Below are 20,975 nucleotides of genomic sequence, written 5' to 3'. Positions count from 1 at the left end.
TGTGCGCGCGTTCGACGGCGGCACGGCCGACGCGGGGGCGTCGGCCCGACGGTGGAGGTCCCACACCCAGCGGGCCCCCACCGGGGTCGCGCTCCTAGGACCCGATGCCGAGGTGCGCACCACCGGCGACGTCCAGGGAGACCCCCGTGACGTACCGGTTCGCCCGGTCGGTGAGGAAGGTGATGGCGCTCGCGACCTCGTCGGGCTCGGCGAACCGCCGCATCGGCAGCTGGGCGGCGCGGGCGTCGCGAGCGGCCTGCGCGGACCCCGACTGGTCGGCGAGCTGCGACCAGAGCGGGGTGTTCACCGGTCCGGGGTTGACGGCGTTGACCGAGATGCCCGCCGGGCCGAGGATCTTCGCCATCGACCACATGATGTGGAGCACCGCGATCTTGCTGGCGTTGTAGGGCAGGTAGTCCACCCGCGCTTCCTTCGCGGCCACCGACGACAGCAGCAGGATGGTGCCGGCGGTCCCGGCGTCGCGCATCGTGTTCGCGACTTCGCGCGTGATGGTGAACGTCCCGGTGGCGTTGATGCGCATGATGCGCTCGAACTCCTCGGTCGTCGTCACGAGTGGGTCCGGGGTCCCGCCGAGCACGCCCGCGGCGTGCACGAGGACGTCGATGCGTCCGTGCTCGGCGACGACCTGTCGGACGACGTCCGCGGTGCGCTGCTCGTCGGTGACATCGAGCTCGAGGAACCCGTCGATCGGCTGGCCGTCGAGCGGGGCGCGGTCTGCTCCGACGACGAGGTCGCCGCGAGCACGGAGTGCGGTGACCACGGCGGCGCCGATCCCGCCGCTCGAGCCGGTGACGAGCGCGATCTGGCGATCCGCCGTCGCTGCTACTGCTTCGCTCTGCTGGACCATGTGCGTCCTTCCTGTTCCTCGGTCGGCAGCCCTGCCGCGGCGAGGATCCGATCGAGGAGTTGTTGGGTCTTCACTGCTTCCCACCCGGAGGTGAGGGGTTGCTGCCGGTCGCGGACGCGGTCGAGGAAGTGGCGGACGGCGTCGGCGAAGCCGAAGCTCTCGGTCGCCGTCGCCCAGCCGAACGCCTCGGGACTCATCGAACGCACCGTGCGGACGCCGTCGACGGTCACCGCGACGGAGTCCGGCGCGATGACCTCGGCGGAGCGCATCTGTCCGTACGCGTCGAGCTTCTCGCCCCAGGCGCCGGCGGCACGAGCCGCCACGAGGACGCCGGTGTTCCCGGTCGAGAACCGGACGAGTGCCGCGGTGCCGTCCTCCTCCCACTGGTCCGTCCCGGCGGCCGCCGCCGTCACGTCGACGACGTCCCCGCCGCAGAACCACCGGAGCAGGTCCACCATGTGGATGGCGTTCTCGAAGGTCGCCCGGTACTCCGAGCCGGCGCGGTTCTTCTGCGCGACGCAGAACGACGCGCCCGACTCCCCGAACGCCTCGCGCGCGGCGACGTAGACCGGGGCGAAGCGTCGGTTGAGCCCGACCATGAGGACCCGACCGTGCTCGTCGGCGAGTTCGGCGAGGCGGACCGAGTCGGCGGCGGAGGTGGCGAGGGGCTTCTCGCAGAACACGTCGACACCGGCACGGAGCGCGCTCTCGACCGCGGCGACGTGCTCGGAGCGCGGGGTGAGGACGAAGACCGCGTCGAGCGTCTCGGCCGCGAGCATCTCGTCGACACTGCGGTACACCGCGCCGAACCCCCACCGCCGCTGCAGGGCGCTCGGGTCGTCGCGCCGCGACACCAGCGCGCGCAGCTCGACGTCGCCACGCTGCACGAGGGTCGGCAGCTGCGCGATGCTGGCGATGTTGCCGGCACCGACCACGCCGATGCGGAGCGCGCTCACGAGCGGACCCCGGCGCCGTGGTCGGCCCCGTGCAGCTCGAGCTGGAGCAGGAGGTTCCGCAGGTGGTCGGCGCCACGCCGGAACCCGGTCTCCGGGTCGTCGAGGTCCTGCGGGTGCCACCGGTACTCGTACTCGAGGGAGAGCACGTCGTCGTAGCCGACCTCGAGCAGGCGTCGGAGGATCCGCGACCAGGCGAGCGAACCGTCGCCGACGACGCGCGACGTGACGGCGCGCTCCTCGGCGTGCACCCGGGCCGTCTCCGAGGCGACGAACGGAGCGTCCGGGTCCTTGAAGACGAGGTCCTTGACGTGCACGTGGCCGATGAGGTCCCCCTGCACGGCGAACGCCGCGTCGACGTCCTCGTCGTGGGTGAAGGTGAGGTTCGCCTGGTCGTAGAGGACCCGGACGGCGGGCGAGCCGACCGCGCGGACGAGGGCGGCCGTGTCCCGGGCGGTCTGGGTCATCGTGCCGAAGTGGTTCTCGGCGCAGAGCACGACACCGGCATCGGCCGCCGGGCCGGCGAGGTCCTCGAAGGAGCGGACGAGCTGCGACCAGTGCGCCGCGTGGTCCTGCTGGTCCGGCTGCCACGCTCCGGAGTACACGCGCACACGGTTCGCACCGATCGCCTGCGCGGTGTCGATCGCCGATCGCAGTTCGTCCACCGCGTCGCTGCGGACGCGCTCGTCGGTGGCGTTGATCGCGGTCGTGTACGGGGTGAGCCCGACGATCGGGATCCCCTCCCCGTCCGCGACCCGGGCCGCCTCGGCCGCGGCAGCCGCGTCACGGACCGGCAGGCCGCTCCGGTAGTCGTCCTGGTAGATGACCTCGGCGGCGTCCAGGCCGGCGCGGCGGAACAGTCGGAGTGCTTCGGGAACGGTCTGGTCGGGCGTGCCGAGCGTGTGGCCGGCGATCTTCATGGGAGGTCCTTCGTGGTCGTGGTGGTCGGCGTCGTCCAGTCGGCGGGTCCGACCAGGCGTGGAGGGTCCTGCACCCGTGAGCGGTCGACGAACTCGAGGATGAGTCCCCAGTCGGTCCGCGCGTACACCCAGCGGTTCCCGGCGACCGCGGGGCTGTCACCCCCGACCTCCTTGCGGTGCCCGAGCACCTCGACGCTCGGGTGCTCCGCGATGGCCTCGACGACGGCGTCGACGTCCTCGACCACGAAGCAGAGGTGGTGACCGCCGGCGTCGCTCGCACGGGGGAACACCGCGGACCGGTCGTCGCTCCACCACTGGAACAACTCGATGTTGAGGTTCGGCGGCAGACGCAGCATGGCCAGCTCGAGACGCGCGTCCGCGGGCACACCGAAGTGCAGCGGCATGAACGACGCGTCCGGTCCCCGGGTGGAACGGTAGAGCTCCTCGGCGCCGAGCACGCCGGTGAAGAAGGCGATCGCTGCCTCGAGGTCGGGGACGGTGAACGCGGTGTGGTCCACCCAGCGCAGGCCCGGCAGCGTCCGGGAGTCGGTCATGATCGGGGTCCTGAGGTCGAGGATCGGATGAGCAGGGACGGTGGGAGCACCTCGTGTCGGACGGGACCGCCGTCGAGGAGGCTCTCGCCGAGATCGACCGCGATGCGCCCGAGGTCCGCGATGGGCTGTCGGACACTGGTGAGCCGGGGCGCCACGTGCGCGCCGAGGTCGAGCCCGTCGAACCCGACGACGGACACCTCGTCCGGCACGCGGTGACCGCGCGCTTCGAGCTCGGCGATCACGGCGAACGCGATGACGTCGTTCGACGCGATGATCGCGGTGGCGCGGACCGGCTCGGCGAGCCAGTGATCGACGATGCCGCGGCCGAGTTCGACGCCGTCCGGTGCACCGAGCACGAGCGGCGCGACGCCGTGTCCTGCCGCGATCTCCTCGTACGCCTCGTGACGGTCCTGCGCCGTGTAGGTGCCGACGATGCCCGGGGCGTACGCGATGGCACGGTGCCCGAGCAGCGCGAGGTGCTCGAACGCGAGCTCGACACCCCGGCGGCTGTCCACCGTCACGGTCGGCACCGTCGGGTCGTCCTCCACCCGGTCGAGCACGACGACGCGGTTCCCCGAACCGTAGGTCCGCAACGCCTCGAGGTCGACGCGGGTGGACGGAGCGACGATGCCGAACGGTGAGTACATCGCCTGCATCGCGGTGACGTACCCGGCCGTGGAGCTGCCGTCGTTCTCGGTGACGCAGAGGACGAGCTGGTAGCCGCGCTGTTCCGCCGCCGCGGCCGTCGCCCGCGCGAGCTCGGCGAAGAAGGGGTTGGTGATGTCCGGGATGACCAGCGGCACGAGTGTGCTGGACCGGCGGCGGAGCGCTTGGGCGAGCGGGTTCGTGGAGTACCCGAGCTCTGCAGCGACCCGGAGCACGTGTTCGCGGGTCTGCGCCCGGACGGCGGTCGGGTTCGAGAACGCGCGGGAGACGGTCGAACGGTGCACACCCGCCGCCGCCGCGACGTCGTCGATGCTCGCGTCGGTCATCGCTGCACCCCCTCGGATCCGCCGCCGTGCCAGATGCGGGCCATCGTGTCCTCCAGGTCGTCGAGCGTGGGCATGCCACGGAACCCGTCGGCGAGCGCATCGGCGACCGCGTCGACGAACCGCGTGTAGAGCGGGTCGCTGTCGACGTCGATCACGGTCTGCTCGGTGACACCGTCGGTCCCGGTGAACCGCGCCGTCCCGTCCGTGTCGATCGAGACGAACCCGTCCGTGCCGGCGGCGGTGAAACTGCAGTAGCGCTTGGCTGGCGCGTCCGGGAAGGCGTAGCCGACCTCGATGACGGCCTCGGCGCCGGCGTCGGTCGTGAGCACCAGTGTGGCGTGGTCCTCGACGGTCTCGCCGTGCAGCGCGTGACTGCGCGATCGGAGGCTGACCGCCGCCGGACCGAGGTGCTGGAGCGCGAGGTCGACGAAGTGCGGCCCGAGGTTGACGAGCGCTCCGCCGCCGGCGCGCGCCGGGTCGAGCATCCAGGGGCTCCCGCCGTGGCGGTACCGGCTCGGCGGACCGGCGATGAACGACGCGCGCTCATAGCTGATCCGACCCGCTTTGCGGAGCCAGGCATCGACCGGCCCGCCGCGCTGCACCAGCGCGACCGTGGCCGGGACGTCGGCGGCGTGTGCGGCGGCGACGACGGAGCGGAGTTCCGCCAGGTCCACGCCGAGCGGCTTCTCCACGGCGAACGGGATCCCGCCGTCGACGAGCGTCCGGCAGACGGCCGCGACCTCGTCGTGCGGGCTGAGGACGTAGGCCAGATCGATGTCCGGGAACGCGAGCGCCTCGTCGACCGAGGCGACGATCGGGGCGTCCCAGGCGGCACCGTCGGCGACGGCGGCGGGCTGGGCGTCCTGGACGGCGAGCACGTCGTGCCGACGCAGCACGGCGTCGCGGTACAGCGGCGTGTGCCAGTGCGAAGCGCCCAGGACGACGACACGGGTGCGGCCGGGTTCGCTGGATGCGGGTTCGCTGGTCACGTGACTTCCTCGTCGTTGCGGAGCATTTCTGAGATCGATTGCTGAGATCGATTGCAGTGATGGTGCCACGCGGGTCGAAACCGTGTCAAGGCTGGGAGTCCGCTGAGTCGACGGCGTCCGAAAAGTGGTGTATCCACTTGACCCATGCCTCAGAAACTCGACGTCCTCAACACCATCCGCGACTCCGGCAACGTGCTCATCGTCCGCCTCGACACCGCCGACAAGGCCTTCGACGCCGCTTCGGCCGCGGTCGAGGGCGGCATCCGCGCCCTCGAGATCACGCTCTCGATCCCCGGAGCACTGCGGGTCATCGAACGGCTCTCCGAACGCTTCGCCGATCGCGACGTCGTGTTCGGCGCCGGCACCGTCCTGGACGAGCACGCGGCGTGGGCGAGTATCCAGGCCGGCGCACGGTTCCTCGTCAGCCCGAACCTCAACCCGGCCATGATCCGGGTCGCGAACCGCTACCAGGTCGCGACGATCAGCGGCGCCTACACGCCCACCGAGGTGCTCGACACGGCCGAAGCCGGTTCGGACATGGTGAAGATCTTCCCGACCGAGGCCGGGGGGATCCCGTACGTCAAGGCCATGCTCGCCCCGCTCGCGCAGATCCCGATGGTGCCGGCCGGCGGCGTGACGACCGCGAACGTCGGCGAGTGGTTCGCCGCCGGGGTCACTGCCGTCGGCGTCGGCAGTGCGATCACGAAGGCCGGCGGCCCCGAAGGCGACACCACGAAGATCACCGCGGCCGCTGCGGAGTTCGTCGAGGCGATCGAGCGGGCACGGAGGTGACGGGGGCGCTGCCCAGCGCGTTCATCACGCTCGGAGGCGCTGGGTCCGGCAAGAGCACCGTGTCGAAACAGCTCAGCCGGATGACCGGAGCCGTGTACCTCGACAAGGACACGATGTCCGGCGCCCTGGTCCAGGCGGCCCTCGAGGCACTCGGACACGACCCCACGGATCGCGAGTCGAACCCGACCTACGTCGAGCGGATCATGCCGCTCGAGTACCGGACGCTGTTCGCCGTGGCCGCGGACAACCTGGCGCTCGGCCACTCGGTGGTGCTCGACGCGCCGTTCGTCGCCTACCTCGACGATCCGGCGTTCCTGTCACGGTCGACGGTCGCTGCCGGCTGGCCCGCCACGAACGTCCACGTCGTCCACGTCCGCGCCTCGGCCGAGATCGTCCGGGCCCGGCTCCAGGAGCGGGGGCTCGATCGGGACCGCGCGAAGCTCGCGGACTGGGACGCGTACTGGGCGCGGTTCGGTGAACGCGCCTGCACCTGGGACGGGGCGCACCACGCCACGATCCGCAACGTCGACGCGGAGCAGGCCGCCGCCGACCTCGAGCGCTTCGTGATCCAGACGAGCGCTTGACAGGCCCCGGGGGCCGTGCGATGGTCTGTAACAGCGTTACCGAGTAACGCTGTTACAGACCCCGATGACGAGGAGAAGCAATGGCGCTCCAGGACGATGTCACCAACGGCATGAAGGTGCTGCACCTGCTCGCACCCGAAGCCGACGGCCTCGGCGTCAGCCAGGTCGCGACCAGCCTCGGTCTCAACAAGGCGATCGCGCACCGTCTGCTCGCCGCCCTCGTCGCGGCCGGCTACGTCGCCCAGAACCCGAAGACCTCGGCCTACTCGGCGACACACCGCCTCGGTGCCCTCGGACTCCTGCAACTCTCGGCGTCCGGCATCGACACGTGGGCACAGCGCGAACTCGACGCGCTCGCCACCACCAGCGAGGAGCTCGTCCGTCTCGCGGTCGCGTCCTCCGACTCGCTGCAGTGGATCGCGAAGGCGCAGGGGTCGAACTCCTCGCTCCGGCTCGACCCGGTCATGGGCCGGGACGCCGTGCCGCACGCGACCGCTTCCGGCAAGGCCTGGCTCGCCACGCTCACCCCGGACGAGGTGCAGCGCGTCATCGACCAGCACCACCTCACCCCGCAGACCCCGCGGACCGTCGTCGACCCCGAGGCACTCGCCGAGGAGCTCGCGTCGGTGCGACACCGCGGGTACGCCACCACCTACGAGGAGATGGACCCGGGCATCAGTGCCGTGGCCGCCCCCATCTTCGGCGCCGGGCGTGACCGTCCCGCCACGGGCACGATCAGCATCGCCGGCCCGTCCGTGCGCATGACCAGGGCCCGTCTGGCCGACCTCGCACCGGCCGTCATCGCGGCGGCCGACGAGATCGCCGCCACCTGGCCGTCCTACGCGTACCTCACCTCGGAATCCGTCAGCGCGTAGACCGAACCCGCACCGCACCTCCCGACCCCCGCGTCCTCCCGCCCGTGGAGGTCCCCTTCTCCGGCGCGCCCTCGCGTCGAACCTCGGCGTGCCCCGAACGCACGACGACCACTCGAACAGGAGAGTTCAATGACGACCTCGCACTCCACGCCGGACCCGTCCGCTCCGGACAGCACCGATCCCCTCGCGCACAAGGGCCGCACGAAGAACCTCGTCGCCGGCACCGTCGGCCACTTCGTCGAGTGGTACGACTGGTACGTCTACGGCCTGCTCGCCGCGATCTTCTCCGCGCAGATCTTCCCGTCGCACTCCGCCTTCGCGTCGCTCATCGCCGCGTTCCTGACCTACGCGATCGGCTTCGTCGTCCGCCCGCTCAGCGGCATCATCATCTCGCCGATCGCCGACCGGTACGGACGACGACGCATCATGGCGCTCGGCATCTCGGGGATGGCACTCGGCGCCCTGATCATCGGGCTGACGCCGCCGTACGCGACCGTGGGCGTCCTCGCCCCGATCATGTTCGTCGTCGCCAGGATCCTCCAGGGCATCTCCGCGGGCAGCGAGGGGCAGAGCGCCATCGCGTACCTCGTCGAGCACGCGCCGGCGAAGCGACGCGGCCTCTTCGGGTCCCTCACGAACCTCGCCAGCGGTCTCGCCACCCTCGCTGCGACCGGCGCCGCTGCGATCGTCACCTCGGCGTTCGCCCCCGACGCGCTCGCGTCGTACGGATGGCGGATTCCGTTCGTCTTCGGCGGGCTCATCGGCGTCATCGGTCTCATCATGCGAGCCCGGTCCGACGAATCCCCGGAGTTCGAGGCCAGTGCCGCGGTCGACCAGAAGTCCGCACCGAAGAAGCTGCTCGAGCTGCTGCGCAACCACCCCAAGGCGATCATCCAGACGGCCGCGCTGTCCGCCCCCGCTGTCGCCTACTACACGTGGGCGACGTTCCTGCCGACCTACGCCAACCTGACCTCCGGTCGGGACCTGTCGCAGACCCTCGCCGGCAGCGTCATCGGCCTGGTCCTGCTCGTGATCACCGTCCCGCTCACCGGCTACCTGTCGGACCGTCTCGGCCGCCGGAAGATCTTCCCCATCATCGGCGCGATCGGCATGGTCGTCCTCTTCTACCCGCTCCTGCTGCTCCTGAACCAGCCCGGCTTCGGCGTCTACATCCTGGTGGCCGCCTCCGGATGGGTGGTCCTCGGCATCTGGCAGGCCGTCTACCCCACCATCCAGGCCGAGCTCTTCCCGGCGGCCGTCCGCGTCTCCGGCATCGGGTTCGCGCACCAGATCGTCATCGCGGTCTTCGGCGGCACCGCACCGCTCATCGCGGCTGCGTTCGTCGGCTCCGGTCACCCGATGCTCGTCGCCGTCTACATGATCGTCATCGTCGCGATCTGCCTCGTCGTGTACTTCACCCTCCCCGAGACCGGCAGCCGGAACCCACAGGCAACCGTCTCCGTGACGGACAGCATCGCCGTCGTCGAGGACAAGTCCGCGAAGACGACCGCCGACACGACGGACGTGCAGAACGAGTCCTCGCAGGTCTAGCCCGACGAGGACCCGGAACGACAGCGGCACAGAACCGAACGGAAGTCCCACATGATCATCAACACCTTCTCCTACCTCTGGTCTGCGACGGCCACCGATGCGATCTCCGAACTGATCGACCACGGCTACACGACGTTCGAGATCCCGATCAGCTCTCCGCACTGCTGGCCGGAGGAGATCGACGCCGCCGAACGGACGTCGACGCGCGCTCGTCTCGACCAGGCGGGGGCGTCCATCCGGTCGCTCAACGCCGGCGGGTACGACCTGAACCTCGCGAGCCCCGCAGCGAGCATGCGGCGCAAGAGCATCGAGCACATCACCTCCGTGATCGATCTGGCCGCGGAGTGGGGTGCCCGGGACGTCGTCATCTCCCCGGGCACACGGCGGCCCATGATCTCGCCGACGGTCGACCAGGTCCACGGCTGGATGTACGAGAGTCTCGACGAACTCCTCCCGATCGCTCGCCGGAGCGGACAGCGGCTCCTCTTCGAGAACACGCCGTACTGCTTCGCCCCGACGATCGGCGACCTCGCCCGGATCGTGAGCACCGTCGACGACGATGCGCTCCGCATCGTGTACGACGCCGCGAACGCCGCGTTCATCGAGGAGGACCCGGTCGCCGGTCTCCTCGCGCACGCCGACTCCATCGCGCTGATGCACGTCTCGGACACCGGCCTGGAGACCTGGGGGCACGACCCCATCGGCACCGGGGTCATCGACTGGCGAGCGCTCGGCGCCGCGGTCGACTCGACGATCGGTACTGAGAACGTCGTGCTCGAGGTCATCCGCGAGGAGAACCCCGTGCTGGAGTTCGACAAGGCGATGACCGAACTGCGCACCACCGGCTGGGACGTCGCGGCCTGAACGCCGCCCACGGTCCCCGACACACACACCACTAAGGAGAACGGCAATGAGAGCACTGGTCACCGGCGGAAGCAGCGGCATCGGCGCAGCGGCGAGCGTGCGACTCGCAGAGGCTGCGTTGGCCCGGGGCGAGCAGGCGATGATCGCCGTCGCCGGGCACGAGGCCAACGATCGTCAGCAGGAGGTCGTCGGGACCATCCGCGGCATGGGCGGCACCGCCATCGCCCTGACCGGGAACCTCGGCGACCCTGCGGTCCCGAGCCGGCTCGTCGGCGACACCGTGGATGCGTTCGGTGGCCTGGACGCCCTCGTCGCGAACGCAGGCGTCGCGAACCCCGCACCCCTGAACGACGTCAGCCTCGAGGACTGGGACGAGATGTTCGCGGTCAACCTCCGCGGCGCGTGGCTCCTGGCGAAGGCGAGCTTCGCGCACCTGCAGGCCAGCGGTGGCTCCGCGTGCTTCACCTCGTCGATGTCCGGACAGCTCCCCCACGCCGGCTCCGGACCGTACAGCCCGACGAAGGCAGCATTGACCCTGATGGCGCAGACGTTCGCCCTCGAGTGGGCGCCCGACGGCGTCCGCGTGAACGTGGTGTCCCCGGGCATGACCCGGACCGCGATGACCGAGAAGATGTACCTGGACCCCGACGTGAAGGCCGCGCGCGAAGCGATCATCCCGCTGCACCGGATCGGTGATCCCCTCGACATCGCCAACGTCATCGAGTTCCTCGTGTCGCCGCTCGCCGGCTACGTCACGGGCCAGGACATCTGCGTCGACGGCGGGTTCTCGAAGTCGATCCTCAGCCACATTCCCGGCCGACCCAGCTCGAAGTGACGCGTCACCGCTCGGCGGCGCGTCCACCCGCGCCGCCGAGCGCGCCCCTGTACGACTGAAGCCCCGACGGAACCAGCGTTCCGTCGGGGCTTCCCGGTCGGGCTGACAGGATTTGAACCTGCGACCCCTTGACCCCCAGTCAAGTGCGCTACCAAGCTGCGCCACAGCCCGCGAGCCCCGAGGGACCCACGTCGCCCGCGTCCGACCGGAGCGCGGAGCAACCCGACCAGCATAGCGGACGCCGGACCCCTCCCGCGCCACGCGGTGTCGTCCCGCGCGAGTCGTCCAGCGCGTCGCGGCTCCACACGACACCCGTCGGATTCCCAGGGTCCCCGCCGCCCGGCTCGTAGGGTGGCCCGATGCGTTCCGGTCCCACCTCCCGTGTCCTCCTCGCACTCGCAGCAGCCGGCCTGCTGCTCGGAGCCGCCGGGTGCACCGGGTCACAGACCGAGACACCCCGGCCGACCCTCGCGAAGGCGACGGCGGGGTCCGTGTCGGTCGCGGCCCAGTCCGACGCCGTCGAGCGGTCCGTCCGCACGAGCCGCGCGCTGTTCGCGTCCGCTCCCGGAGCCGTCGTCGCGCCCGCCGACGACGCCGACGCCGTGCGGTCCGCGGCGAGCGCCGCCGAGGCGGCCCACGTCCCGGTCCTCCTCACCGGGAAGGACGAGTCGATGGCACAGGACGAGGCGCCGGGCAAGAACGAGTCGACGGCGAAGGACGGGTCACCGGCGGCGCACGAACTCGAGCGCCTCGGCGCCCGGTGGTACCAGGCCGAGGGTGACGTCGCGATCGACACCGACGTCCCCGAGCAGGACGCGCCGGACGGCGGGGACGCGCCGGAGCCGAGCCGCGCCTCCAGGCAGGCCACCGTCGTCGTGGCGGACGCGACCGCCGACGCCGCAGCCGTGGCGACCGCGAAAGCCGCGGGTGCCCGCGTCGTGACGATGCCGGACGGCGTGACGGACCCCGCGGCCGCGCCGGACGTCGTGACCGCCCTGCACGAGCGGAGCGACCACCCGACGGTGCTGGTGGGGGCGGCGTTCGCCGATCTGCCGGACCCGAAGTGGACCGTCCGTGCCGCCGAGAACGGGTGGCAGCTGCCGGACGGCGGGCAGCGGCCGTTCGACGGCCACCGCTACGTGGCGCTCTACGGTGCGCCGGGGGCGCCCGCGCTCGGCGTCCTCGGCGAGCAGGACCCGACGGCGACGGTACAGCGCGCGAAGTCCGTCGCGGCGTCGTACAAGGGGCTCGGCGACGTGCCGATCACACCCGCGATGGAGGTCATCGCGACCGTCGCCGCCGGGGACGCCGGCGCGGACGGGGACTACTCGACCGAGCTGCCCGTGTCGACGCTCGAGCCCTACGTCAATGCCGCGCACGACGCCGGGATGCCCGTGATCCTCGACCTCCAGCCGGGGCGCGCGGACTTCCTGTCGCAGGCGAAGCGGTACGAGTCGCTGCTGTCGAAGCCGGGCGTGTGGCTGGCGCTCGACCCCGAGTGGCGGCTCGGGCACGACCAGGTCCCGCTCGAGCAGATCGGGAGTGTGAAGGCCTCCGAGGTGAACGAGGTGTCCTCGTGGCTCGCGGACCTGGTCCGCTCGAAGGGGCTCCCCCCGAAGGCGTTCGTGCTCCACCAGTTCCGGCTGTCGATGATCCAGGACCGCGCGTCGCTCGAGCAGCACCCCGAGCTTGACATGCTCGTGCACGTCGACGGGCAGGGGTCGCAGCCGGACAAGCAGGCGACGTGGAAGGCGCTGCACGTCGGGGCGCCCGAGGGCATCCACTGGGGATGGAAGAACTTCTACGACGAGGACCAGCCGATGCTGACGCCGCAGCAGACCATGGCGGACGTGGCGCCGACACCGTCGCTGATTACGTACCAGTAGCGTTTTCCACAGACTGGAGGCGCGGGTCGGGTTTCGTCGGTCGGTGCTGACAGCATGGGGTCATGTCTGTTGCCCCACCACCTGCTCCGCCGTCCCCCGCGATCGCTGCGGAGGCGCAGGAGGCGCTGCACGCCCTGACCGGGCGGCCCGACGCGGTGTTCCACCCCGGGCAGCTCGAGGCGATCTCGGCGCTGGTCGAGCACCGGCAGCGCGCCCTCGTGGTGCAGCGCACCGGGTGGGGGAAGTCCGCCGTGTACTTCCTCGCGACCCTGCTGCTCCGGCGACGCGGGGGCGGCCCGACCGTGCTCGTGTCGCCGCTGCTCGCACTCATGCGCGACCAGGTCGCCGCGGCTGCCCGGGCCGGGGTGCGTGCGGTGTCGATCAACTCGGCGAACGCGCACGAGTGGGGTGAGACGCAGGCGGCGCTCGCACGCGACGAGGTGGACGTCCTGCTCGTCTCCCCCGAGCGGCTCAACAACCCGAGGTTCCGCGACGAACAGCTGCCGACGCTCATCGCCCGCATGGGCATGCTCGTCGTCGACGAGGCGCACTGCATCTCCGACTGGGGGCACGACTTCCGGCCGGACTACCGCCGGCTGGCCGAGCTCATCCGGTCGCTCCCCCACGGCGTGCCCGTGCTCGCCACCACCGCGACGGCGAACGAGCGCGTGGTCGAGGACGTCGCCGAGCAGCTGACCGCCGGCCCCGACGACCCCGTGTTCACCATCCGCGGGTCCCTCGCGCGGGCCTCGCTGCGGCTCGGCGTGCTGTCGCTCCCCGACGCCCGACAGCGGCTCGGCTGGTTGCTCGCGCACCTCGGCGACCTGCCGGGCAGCGGCATCATCTACACGCTCACCGTCTCGGCGGCCGAGGACATCGCCCGGCTCCTGCGCGACAACGGGTACGCGGTCCGCGCCTACACCGGGCGCACCGACACCGACGAGCGCGAGCAGCTCGAGCAGCAGCTCAAGGGCAACGAGCTGAAGGCCCTCGTCGCGACGAGTGCGCTCGGGATGGGGTTCGACAAGCCGGACCTGGGCTTCGTCGTCCACGTCGGGGCGCCGTCCTCCCCCGTGGCGTACTACCAGCAGATCGGTCGCGCCGGTCGCGCCACCGACAACGCCGACGTGCTCCTGCTGCCCGGGCGCGAAGACCAAGAGATCTGGCAGTACTTCGCGAGCGCCTCGATGCCGACCGAGTCCCGGGCGTCCGCGGTGCTGCACGCGCTGTCCCGTGACTCCGCGATGTCGACCGTCGCCCTCGAGGGACTGGTCGACATCAAGCGCTCCACCCTCGAACTCCTGCTCAAGGTGCTCGACGTCGACGGCGCCGTCCAGCGCGTCGCCGGCGGGTGGGTCGCCACCGGGCAGCCGTGGGAGTACGACGCGCCCCGCTACGAGCGGGTCGCCGCAGCCCGCGCTGCCGAGGCCGCCTCGATGCTCGACTACGAGTCCACGTCGCAGTGCCGCATGCAGCTCCTGCAGCAGGACCTCGACGACCCGTCCGCCGAACCGTGCGGTCGCTGCGACAACTGCACCGACGCTTGGTACCCGACGTCGGTGTCGTCGTCGGACGCCTCGGGTGCCGCCGCGGCGCTCGACAAGGTCGGGGTCGAGATCGCCCCGCGCGCCCAGTGGCCGTCGGGCATGTCGTCGCTCGGCGTCCCCGTGCGCGGCAAGATCAGCGCCGACGAGCTCGTCCAGCCCGGACGCGCCGTCGCCCGGCTCACCGACCTCGGGTGGGGTGGGCCGCTCCGTGCCCTCTTCGCACCGGGGGTCCCCGACGCCCCGATCTCGCGGGAGCTCGTCGACGGGTGCGTCCGTGCGCTCAAGGACTGGCCGTGGGAGACCCGTCCGACCGGGGTCGTCGCGATGTCGTCGCGGTCCCGGCCCGAACTCGTCGGGTCGCTCGCGCAGGCACTGTCCTCGATCGGGCGGTTGCAGTTCCTGGGCACCCTCGGTCGGAACGGTGGGACGCCGCGCGGCGACGGTGCGACGAACAGCGCTTACCGGTTGTCGGGGGTGTGGGACACGTTCGTGGTCGATCCGGCGCTCGGGGCCGCGCTGCAGTCGCACGAGGGGCCGGTGCTGCTCGTGGACGACCTCGTCGACAGTCGGTGGACGATGACCGTGGCGGGGCGCGAACTGCGGCGGGCGGGGGCGTCGGCCGTGCTCCCGTTCGCGTTGGCCACGGTCGCCTGACCCCGGCGTCAGCCGCTCGGGTTGCTCAGGCCGTCGGCAACCCACTGCAGGAAGACGACGACGGCCGCGTCGACCAGGAGCGTCCCGCCGGCCACGAACAACCCGGCCGCTGCGACGACGACCGCCGCCGGACGCGGCCCGGGCACCCGGAACAGGGCCACCACCGTGGCGAGGAGCGCGGCGAGCGAGACGATCCCCGTCACCACCCACCACGGTGGGAACCCCTCGGTGAACACGCGCGCCAGGCCGACCGCGTGTGCGACGCCGGCGATCAGTGCGGCGGCCCCGGGCGCGGCGAGCCACCAGCTGCTCGCGCCGACGGTGGTGCGGTCACCGGACGACCGTGCGGACATGTCGGACTCCCCCCCCGGACGCCGCGTCGGGCGCCGCCCCGGCGGTCATCGTCGCACACCGGAGGCGCGGTGCGGACCCGCACCGCGCCTCCAGTCCGCCCCGGCCCGCGGCTCAGGCGCCGATCGCGTCCAGCTCGGCGAGCGCGTCGGACGGCAGGGCGAAGCCTGCCGAGGCGACGTTGTCGCGCAGGTGCGCGACGGACGAGGTCCCGGGGATGAGGAGCATGTTCGGCGAGCGCTGGAGCAGCCACGACAGCGCCACGGTCAGCCGCGACACTCCGAGCCGCTCCGCGACGGCGTCGAGCGCACCGGACTGCAGCGGCGAGAAGCCGCCGAGCGGGAAGTACGGCACGTAGGCGATGCCCTGCGCGGCCGTGCTGTCGACCATCGCGTCGTCCTCGCGGCGGGCGACGTTGTAGAAGTTCTGCACGCAGACGACGGGGGCGATCGACTGCGCCTCGGCGAGCTGCTCGGCGTTCACGGTCGACAGCCCGAGGTGCTTGATGAGGCCCTGCTGCCGGAGTTCGGCGAGCGCTTCGAACTGCGGCGCGAGACTGCCCGGCTCAGGGGCGTCGAACCCGCCGACGCGGAGGTTCACCACGTCGAGCTGCTCGAGTCCGAGGTTGCGCAGGTTGTCGTGCACCTGCTCGACGAGCTCGTGCGGCTCGCGGGCGTGCGGCCATCCGCCGTCCGCATCGCGCCGGGCGCCGACCTTCGTCACGATGTGCAGGCCGTCGGCGTACGGGTGGAGGGCCTCACGGATGACCTCGTTCGTGACGTGCGGGCCGTAGAAGTCAGCTGTGTCGATGTGGGTGATCCCGAGCTCGACGACGGTGCGGAGGACGCGGATCGCCTCGTCGCGGTCGGTGGGCGGCCCGAAGACGCCGGGGCCCGCGAGCTGCATAGCGCCGTACCCGACGCGGGTGAGGTCGAGGTCGTCGGCGAGGCGGAAGGAACCGCCGGGGAGTGTGGTGTCGGTCATGTCCACCACGATGCTCCCGGTCCGCCGGGACGGACAGGTCCCCGTCGACCCTGGGACCACGGGGACCAGGATCGGACCGCGCCGGGTCCGTAGCATCGAGGTGTGAGCGACAACACCCTCGGAGAGTACCTCCGGGCGAGGCGTGCGCTCGTGCGCCCGGAGGACGCCGGGCTGCGCGTCACCGGTGTCCGACGCACGCCGGGGCTGCGCCGCGAGGAGGTGGCGACGCTCGCCGGGATCAGCGCGGACTACTACCTCCGTCTCGAACAGGGGCGTGACCGGAACCCGTCGGGGCAGGTGCTCGACGCGATCGCACGGGTGTTCGGCCTCGACGCCACGGCGACCGCGTACCTGCGGGGTCTGGCCAGCGCGTCCGGATCGGGTGCCGCTGCGCCCGACCGGGCCAGGGGATCCCGGGGAGGCCGGAGTGACCGGGTCCCGACCGGGACGCTGCAGTTGCTCGATGTCGTCGGGTTGCCCGCCTTCGTCGAGAACCGTGCGTTCGACGTGCTCGCCGCCAACCGGCTCGCGTCCGCATTGGCGCCGGGGATGCGTGCCGGCGAGAACCGACTGCGCACGATGTTCCTCGGCCACACCGAGCAGGGGCGCTACCCGGACTGGGAGCAGCAGATGGGCGGCATGGTGGCAGCGTTCCGGTCCTCCATCGGGACCCGTGTGGACGATCCGGCGATCACCTCGCTCGTCGGCGAGCTGTCGCTCGGCAGCGAGGACTTCCGTCGGCTGTGGGCGCGACACGACGTCCGGCCGCTCGCCGGGGGCACCGTGCGGATGTGGCACCCGGAGGTGGGCGAGCTCGAGCTCCGGCGGGAGAAGCTCGGCATCGGCGGGACGGACGGGCAGCTGCTCGTGCTGCACCACGCCGAACCGGGGTCGCCCTCGGCGGGGGCGTTGGCGCTGCTCGGGAGCCTGGCCGCGGGGGCTGCGGGCGGAGCGGCGGGCGGCGCGGGCGGGGCGGCGGGCTGACTCGGAACGACATCGTCGACGTCGTACGACCTCGACTGAGTCGTTCCCCCGCGCGTGCAACGGTGCGCGTCCGCAACGAGCGACATCACCGGTGTCGAACGACGTCGACGATGTCGCATCGGCTCGGCACCACCCAGCGCCAATACCGCGCGCCGCCACCGCCCCCTCAGCCCGCCGCAGGCCCCGAGCGCCGCGCCGGCTTCGGGAACGCGGCCCGCATGTGGTCGGTCGTCAGCACGTCCCCGATGCCGATCATCAGCAGCGAGAACACGATCTGCTCGATCACCATCCAGAACGGGTAGAGCCCCGGGATCGCCGCGATCACGAGCGTCACGACCGGGAAGATCCGGCTGAACAACCGCAGCCGCTGGTACGCCCAGTAGTACCCGAGCTGCGCCCGCCACGCGAACACGTAGAGCGTCAGCGTGATGAGCAAGACGACGGTCGCACGGAACCACACCGCCCAGGGGACCGTCTGCCCGGCGTTCGTCAGGAGGATCGCCACGACGATCGCCGTCAGGCCGACGACGGTCTCGGCGACGAGCAGCCACCGGATCCACCGGAAGGAGCGGACGGTCTCGGGGTGGTCGAGCATGTCCTCGCGGATGACGTAGTCCGCCTGGCGGCCGCCGGCCAGTCGATCGAGGTGCAGACGGCACCACAGGCGGTCGGCGAGGGCACCGAGCCCGGCGTTCTGCTGCGTCACCCTCCCATGGTGCCGTATCCGGCGGCGCGATCCGGCACCGCACCACCCTGCCGTGTCCCGCGGCACGAACCGGCACCGCGCCACCCTGCCGTGTCCCGCGGCGCGAACCGGCACCGCGCCTCCAGACCGGCGACGCCTCAGTCGGTCGGCAGGAGCGCAGCTCCCCCCAGGACCGCACCGGAGTCGGGGTCCAGCAGGACGAGCGAGCGGACCGGGTCCGGGATGCCGCGGGGTGCCTCGAGGTCGAAGGTGATCGTCCCCACGTCGGACGGGATCGTGCCGAGGTTGTCGTCGTCCTCGTGCCCCGTCCAGAGCCCGGGCCGCGCGCCGACGACCGTGCCCTCGGAGAGCACCACCCGGACCCCTGGCAGCTCCGTGTCCGAGGACGCCACCCGGAGGTCCGTGATCCTGACGAGCAGGTGCTCCCCGGCGCGCGCGATCCGGACGTGTCCCGAGGCGGACCGGTCGTGTCCCGAGGCGATCCCGTCGATCGGAGCGATCGGGACGAGGTCGCCGGCCACCGGCGGGACGCGCCGCCACCACGCGTCGATGGGCGATCCGTCGGCATGATCATCCGTGGCGGGCTCGGGGACCGGGGCGCCGAGCGTGTTCGACGGGGACACGAGCGTGCCGCCCTGCAGACCCTGTTCGGCGAGCGGAGTCGTCGTCGCGACCGGCTCCGCAGCGTCGAGGCCACGCTCGGTCTGGATGGCGCGCCAGGCGACCAGGACCGCGACGAGGGCGAGCAGAGCGACCGCTGCGAACAGCCATCGTCGACTCGCCCTCGTCATGTCGGATCTCCTGGTCGACCTCAGCGCTTGCGGCGCTCGCGCACCCGCATGTTGACGTTGATCGGCGTACCCGAGAAGCCCCAGACCTCGCGCAGTCGACGCGTGATGAAGCGTCGGTACTGCGGGTCGAGGAAGCCCGTCGTGAACAGCACGAACGTCGGCGGCTGGCTCGACGCCTGGGTCCCGAACAGGATGCGCGGCTGCTTGCCACCGCGGACCGGGTGCGGGTGCTCCTGCACGAGCTCGGCGATGAAGGCGTTGACCTTGCCCGTCGGGATGCGGGTGTCCCACGAGTCGAGGGCGGTCTCGAGTGCGGGTACGAGCTTCTCGAGGTGCCGACCGGTGCGTGCGGAGATGTTCACGCGCGGCGCCCACGCCACGTGCGCGAGGTCCTGCTCGATCTCGCGCTCGAGGTAGCGACGGCGGTCGTCGTCGAGCAGGTCCCACTTGTTGTAGGCCAGCACCAGCGCACGACCGGACTCGAGGACGAGGTCGATGATGCGGAGGTCCTGCACGGAGATCGGCTCGGTGACGTCGAGGACGACCACGGCGACCTCGGCCTTCTCGAGCGCCGCGGTCGTGCGGAGCGAGGCGTAGAAGTCGGCCCCCTGCTGCAGGTGCACGCGCTTGCGGATGCCGGCGGTGTCGACGAAGCGCCAGACACGGCCGCCGAGCTCGATCTGCTCGTCCACCGGGTCGCGGGTCGTCCCCGACAGCTCGTTGACGACGACGCGCTCTTCACCGGCGGCCTTGTTCAGGAGCGAGCTCTTGCCGACGTTCGGACGGCCGAGGATCGCGACGCGACGGGGTCCGCCGACCTCCTGCTTGGCGACGGCCGAGGTGTCGGGGAGCGTCTTGATGATGAGGTCGAGGAGATCGGCGACGCCACGGCCGTGCAGCGCCGACACCGGGTACGGCTGCCCCAGACCGAGGTTCCAGAGCTCGTAGGCGTCGAGGTCGCGCCGGTCGTCGTCCGACTTGTTCGCGACGACGATGACCGGACGGTCGGTGCCGCGGAGCATCTTCACGACGTGCTCGTCGGTGGCGGTGATGCCGACCGTGACGTCCACGACGAAGAGCACCGCGTCGGCGAGGTCGATCGCGACCTCGGCCTGGGCGGCGACGGAGGCGTTGATGCCCTTGGCGTCAGGCTCCCACCCGCCGGTGTCGACGAGGGTGAAGCGCTTGTCGTTCCACTCCGCCTTGTAGGCGACGCGGTCACGCGTGACACCGGGGGTGTCCTGCACGACGGCTTCGCGGCGACCGAGGATGCGGTTCACCAGCTGCGACTTGCCGACGTTCGGTCGCCCGACGATCGCGAGCACCGGGTAGGCCGGCAGGTACGTGATGCCGTCCTCGCCGAGCTGCCCGGCTTCGAGCAGGGCGACGTCCTCTTCGTCGAGCTCGTAGTCCTCGAGCCCGGCGCGGAGTGCGTTCGCCCGCTGCTCGGCCTCGGCTTCGTCGAGCCCGGCGATCCGCTCGCCGAGGGCGTCGTCGTACTCGGGGAAGTCGTCGTGTTCTGGGTTGTCCAGCTGCGCCATGTGGGTGTCCTTGCCGGCGACCCTTCGGCCGCGTGTTGTCAGTGCGTGGCCGCGCGTGGCCCTGGTGGTCAGTGCCCGGTCGCGCGGGCCAAGTCGACGACCGCTTGCACGGTCTGGTCGAAGTCGAGGTCGGTGGAGTCGAGCGTCGTGACGCCGTCGGCGGCGTTCATGAAGTCGACGACCTTCGCGTCCGCCGCGTCGCGACGAGCGAGTGCGGCGGAGGTCTCGGCGGCCGACTGGGTGGTGACCTCAGCCGAGCGCCGAGCCATTCTAACGGACTCGGCGGCCGTGAGGAGGATCCGGACTTCGGCGTCGGGCGCGACGACCGTGGTGATGTCACGCCCCTCGGTGATGATGCCCCGGCCCTCGGCCTTGCGCATCACGTTCCGGAAGAGCTGCACGAGCCGCTGGCGGACCTCGGGCAGCTTCGCGATGTGGGCGACCGCGGCGGTGACCTCGGGCGTGCGGATGGCGTCGGTGACGTCGGTGCCGTTCACCTGGACGAAGTAGGCGTCCGGGTCGGTGCCGATCTCGTAGTCGAAGGTGTCCCAGCTCGCCAGGACCGCGGCGGCGTCGTCGAGGTCGACCTGCTGCTGCAGTGCGTGCCAGGCGAGCGCACGGTAGGCAGCACCGGTGTCCTGGTAGCCGAAGCCGAGCACGCGCGCCGCGGCACGGGACACGCTCGACTTGCCGCTGCCCGCGGGACCGTCGACCGCGATCACGAACTTCGCGACGAAGGCGCCGTCCGGCAGTC

The 20,975-nt window shown here is 71.6% G+C and carries 21 protein-coding genes and 1 tRNA gene; 9 read left to right on the top strand and 13 right to left on the bottom strand.

Annotated features, from left to right (window positions below; genetic code table 11):
• Nucleotides 1–94: 94 nt before the first annotated feature.
• Genes QE359_RS10625 through QE359_RS10600 form a run of 6 tightly spaced genes read right to left on the bottom strand, consistent with a single transcriptional unit; the run spans nt 95 to nt 5,276 of the window.
• Entirely contained in the window at nt 95–868 is a 774-nt protein-coding gene (locus QE359_RS10625) for an SDR family oxidoreductase (RefSeq protein ID WP_309779117.1), read from the bottom strand.
• On the bottom strand, nt 844–1,824 hold the full coding sequence (locus QE359_RS10620; protein ID WP_309779116.1) for a Gfo/Idh/MocA family oxidoreductase: 981 nt from the start codon (nt 1,822–1,824) through the stop codon (nt 844–846). Before QE359_RS10620 ends, QE359_RS10625 begins: the two co-directional genes overlap by 25 nt.
• Nucleotides 1,821–2,741, bottom strand: coding sequence for a sugar phosphate isomerase/epimerase (locus QE359_RS10615; protein WP_309779115.1), 921 nt, complete (start codon nt 2,739–2,741; stop codon nt 1,821–1,823). The genes QE359_RS10620 and QE359_RS10615 overlap by 4 nt, the downstream gene beginning before the upstream one ends.
• Nucleotides 2,738–3,295 carry a VOC family protein gene (locus QE359_RS10610; protein ID WP_309779114.1) on the bottom strand — a complete coding sequence of 186 codons (558 nt, stop codon included), beginning with the start codon at nt 3,293–3,295 and terminating at the stop codon, nt 2,738–2,740. The genes QE359_RS10615 and QE359_RS10610 overlap by 4 nt, the downstream gene beginning before the upstream one ends.
• The gene (locus QE359_RS10605) at nt 3,292–4,287 is read right to left on the bottom strand and encodes a LacI family DNA-binding transcriptional regulator (RefSeq protein ID WP_309779113.1); all 996 of its coding nucleotides are present in this window, start codon (nt 4,285–4,287) and stop codon (nt 3,292–3,294) included. Before QE359_RS10605 ends, QE359_RS10610 begins: the two co-directional genes overlap by 4 nt.
• The gene (locus QE359_RS10600) at nt 4,284–5,276 is read right to left on the bottom strand and encodes a Gfo/Idh/MocA family oxidoreductase (RefSeq protein WP_309779112.1); all 993 of its coding nucleotides are present in this window, start codon (nt 5,274–5,276) and stop codon (nt 4,284–4,286) included. The genes QE359_RS10605 and QE359_RS10600 overlap by 4 nt, the downstream gene beginning before the upstream one ends.
• 144 nt (nt 5,277–5,420) lie before the next feature.
• Here QE359_RS10600 and QE359_RS10595 point away from each other — a divergent pair, with 144 nt between their 5' ends.
• From QE359_RS10595 to QE359_RS10570, 6 genes are all read left to right on the top strand, one after another.
• Nucleotides 5,421–6,068, top strand: a complete 648-nt coding sequence (locus tag QE359_RS10595; protein ID WP_309779111.1) for a bifunctional 4-hydroxy-2-oxoglutarate aldolase/2-dehydro-3-deoxy-phosphogluconate aldolase — start codon at nt 5,421–5,423, stop codon at nt 6,066–6,068.
• On the top strand, nt 6,065–6,652 hold the full coding sequence (locus tag QE359_RS10590) for an AAA family ATPase (RefSeq protein ID WP_309779110.1): 588 nt from the start codon (nt 6,065–6,067) through the stop codon (nt 6,650–6,652). The genes QE359_RS10595 and QE359_RS10590 overlap by 4 nt, the downstream gene beginning before the upstream one ends.
• A gap of 80 nt (nt 6,653–6,732) precedes the next feature.
• Complete coding sequence (locus QE359_RS10585) at nt 6,733–7,527, top strand: IclR family transcriptional regulator (protein WP_309779109.1); 795 nt, start codon at nt 6,733–6,735, stop codon at nt 7,525–7,527.
• Nucleotides 7,528–7,656: 129 nt separating this feature from the next.
• On the top strand, nt 7,657–9,078 hold the full coding sequence (locus tag QE359_RS10580; protein ID WP_309779108.1) for an MFS transporter: 1,422 nt from the start codon (nt 7,657–7,659) through the stop codon (nt 9,076–9,078).
• A gap of 51 nt (nt 9,079–9,129) precedes the next feature.
• Nucleotides 9,130–9,942 carry a sugar phosphate isomerase/epimerase family protein gene (locus tag QE359_RS10575; RefSeq protein ID WP_309779107.1) on the top strand — a complete coding sequence of 271 codons (813 nt, stop codon included), beginning with the start codon at nt 9,130–9,132 and terminating at the stop codon, nt 9,940–9,942.
• A gap of 46 nt (nt 9,943–9,988) precedes the next feature.
• Nucleotides 9,989–10,777 carry an SDR family oxidoreductase gene (locus tag QE359_RS10570; protein WP_309779106.1) on the top strand — a complete coding sequence of 263 codons (789 nt, stop codon included), beginning with the start codon at nt 9,989–9,991 and terminating at the stop codon, nt 10,775–10,777.
• A gap of 97 nt (nt 10,778–10,874) precedes the next feature.
• Here QE359_RS10570 and QE359_RS10565 read toward each other — a convergent pair.
• Nucleotides 10,875–10,948: transfer RNA gene (locus QE359_RS10565), tRNA-Pro, on the bottom strand.
• A 188-nt stretch (nt 10,949–11,136) separates the two neighbouring features.
• Between QE359_RS10565 and QE359_RS10560 the strand changes: the two genes are divergently transcribed.
• Both QE359_RS10560 and QE359_RS10555 read left to right on the top strand, forming a co-directional pair.
• A complete protein-coding gene (locus tag QE359_RS10560) occupies nt 11,137–12,663 on the top strand; it encodes a hypothetical protein (protein ID WP_309779105.1) in 1,527 nt (508 codons plus the stop codon).
• A 62-nt stretch (nt 12,664–12,725) separates the two neighbouring features.
• Complete coding sequence (locus QE359_RS10555; protein ID WP_309779104.1) at nt 12,726–14,864, top strand: RecQ family ATP-dependent DNA helicase; 2,139 nt, start codon at nt 12,726–12,728, stop codon at nt 14,862–14,864.
• 8 nt (nt 14,865–14,872) lie between these two features.
• On the opposite strand, the gene QE359_RS10550 is transcribed toward QE359_RS10555, so the two are convergent.
• Together QE359_RS10550 and QE359_RS10545 are read right to left on the bottom strand one after the other, a co-directional pair.
• The gene (locus tag QE359_RS10550; protein WP_309779103.1) at nt 14,873–15,217 is read right to left on the bottom strand and encodes a hypothetical protein; all 345 of its coding nucleotides are present in this window, start codon (nt 15,215–15,217) and stop codon (nt 14,873–14,875) included.
• 112 nt (nt 15,218–15,329) lie between these two features.
• On the bottom strand, nt 15,330–16,199 hold the full coding sequence (locus QE359_RS10545) for an oxidoreductase (RefSeq protein WP_309779102.1): 870 nt from the start codon (nt 16,197–16,199) through the stop codon (nt 15,330–15,332).
• Nucleotides 16,200–16,301: 102 nt separating this feature from the next.
• On the opposite strand from QE359_RS10545, the gene QE359_RS10540 reads away from it, so the two are divergent.
• On the top strand, nt 16,302–17,183 hold the full coding sequence (locus tag QE359_RS10540) for a helix-turn-helix domain-containing protein (RefSeq protein WP_309779101.1): 882 nt from the start codon (nt 16,302–16,304) through the stop codon (nt 17,181–17,183).
• 166 nt (nt 17,184–17,349) lie between these two features.
• Here QE359_RS10540 and QE359_RS10535 read toward each other — a convergent pair whose 3' ends face one another.
• From QE359_RS10535 to cmk, 4 genes are all read right to left on the bottom strand, one after another.
• Nucleotides 17,350–17,889, bottom strand: a complete 540-nt coding sequence (locus tag QE359_RS10535) for a hypothetical protein (protein WP_309779100.1) — start codon at nt 17,887–17,889, stop codon at nt 17,350–17,352.
• 137 nt (nt 17,890–18,026) lie between these two features.
• Nucleotides 18,027–18,680 (bottom strand): hypothetical protein, encoded by a 654-nt coding sequence (locus tag QE359_RS10530; RefSeq protein ID WP_309779099.1) that lies wholly within the window; start codon nt 18,678–18,680, stop codon nt 18,027–18,029.
• A 20-nt stretch (nt 18,681–18,700) separates the two neighbouring features.
• A complete protein-coding gene (gene der, locus QE359_RS10525) occupies nt 18,701–20,221 on the bottom strand; it encodes a ribosome biogenesis GTPase Der (RefSeq protein ID WP_071295441.1) in 1,521 nt (506 codons plus the stop codon).
• A gap of 68 nt (nt 20,222–20,289) precedes the next feature.
• Nucleotides 20,290–20,973 (bottom strand): (d)CMP kinase, encoded by a 684-nt coding sequence (gene cmk / locus QE359_RS10520; RefSeq protein ID WP_396127761.1) that lies wholly within the window; start codon nt 20,971–20,973, stop codon nt 20,290–20,292.
• Nucleotides 20,974–20,975: the final 2 nt, after the last annotated feature.

The sequence above is a fragment of the Curtobacterium sp. SORGH_AS_0776 genome (genome assembly GCF_031453355.1).
GTDB lineage: Bacteria > Actinomycetota > Actinomycetes > Actinomycetales > Microbacteriaceae > Curtobacterium.
This window is presented reverse-complemented; position numbering and strand designations above follow the sequence as displayed.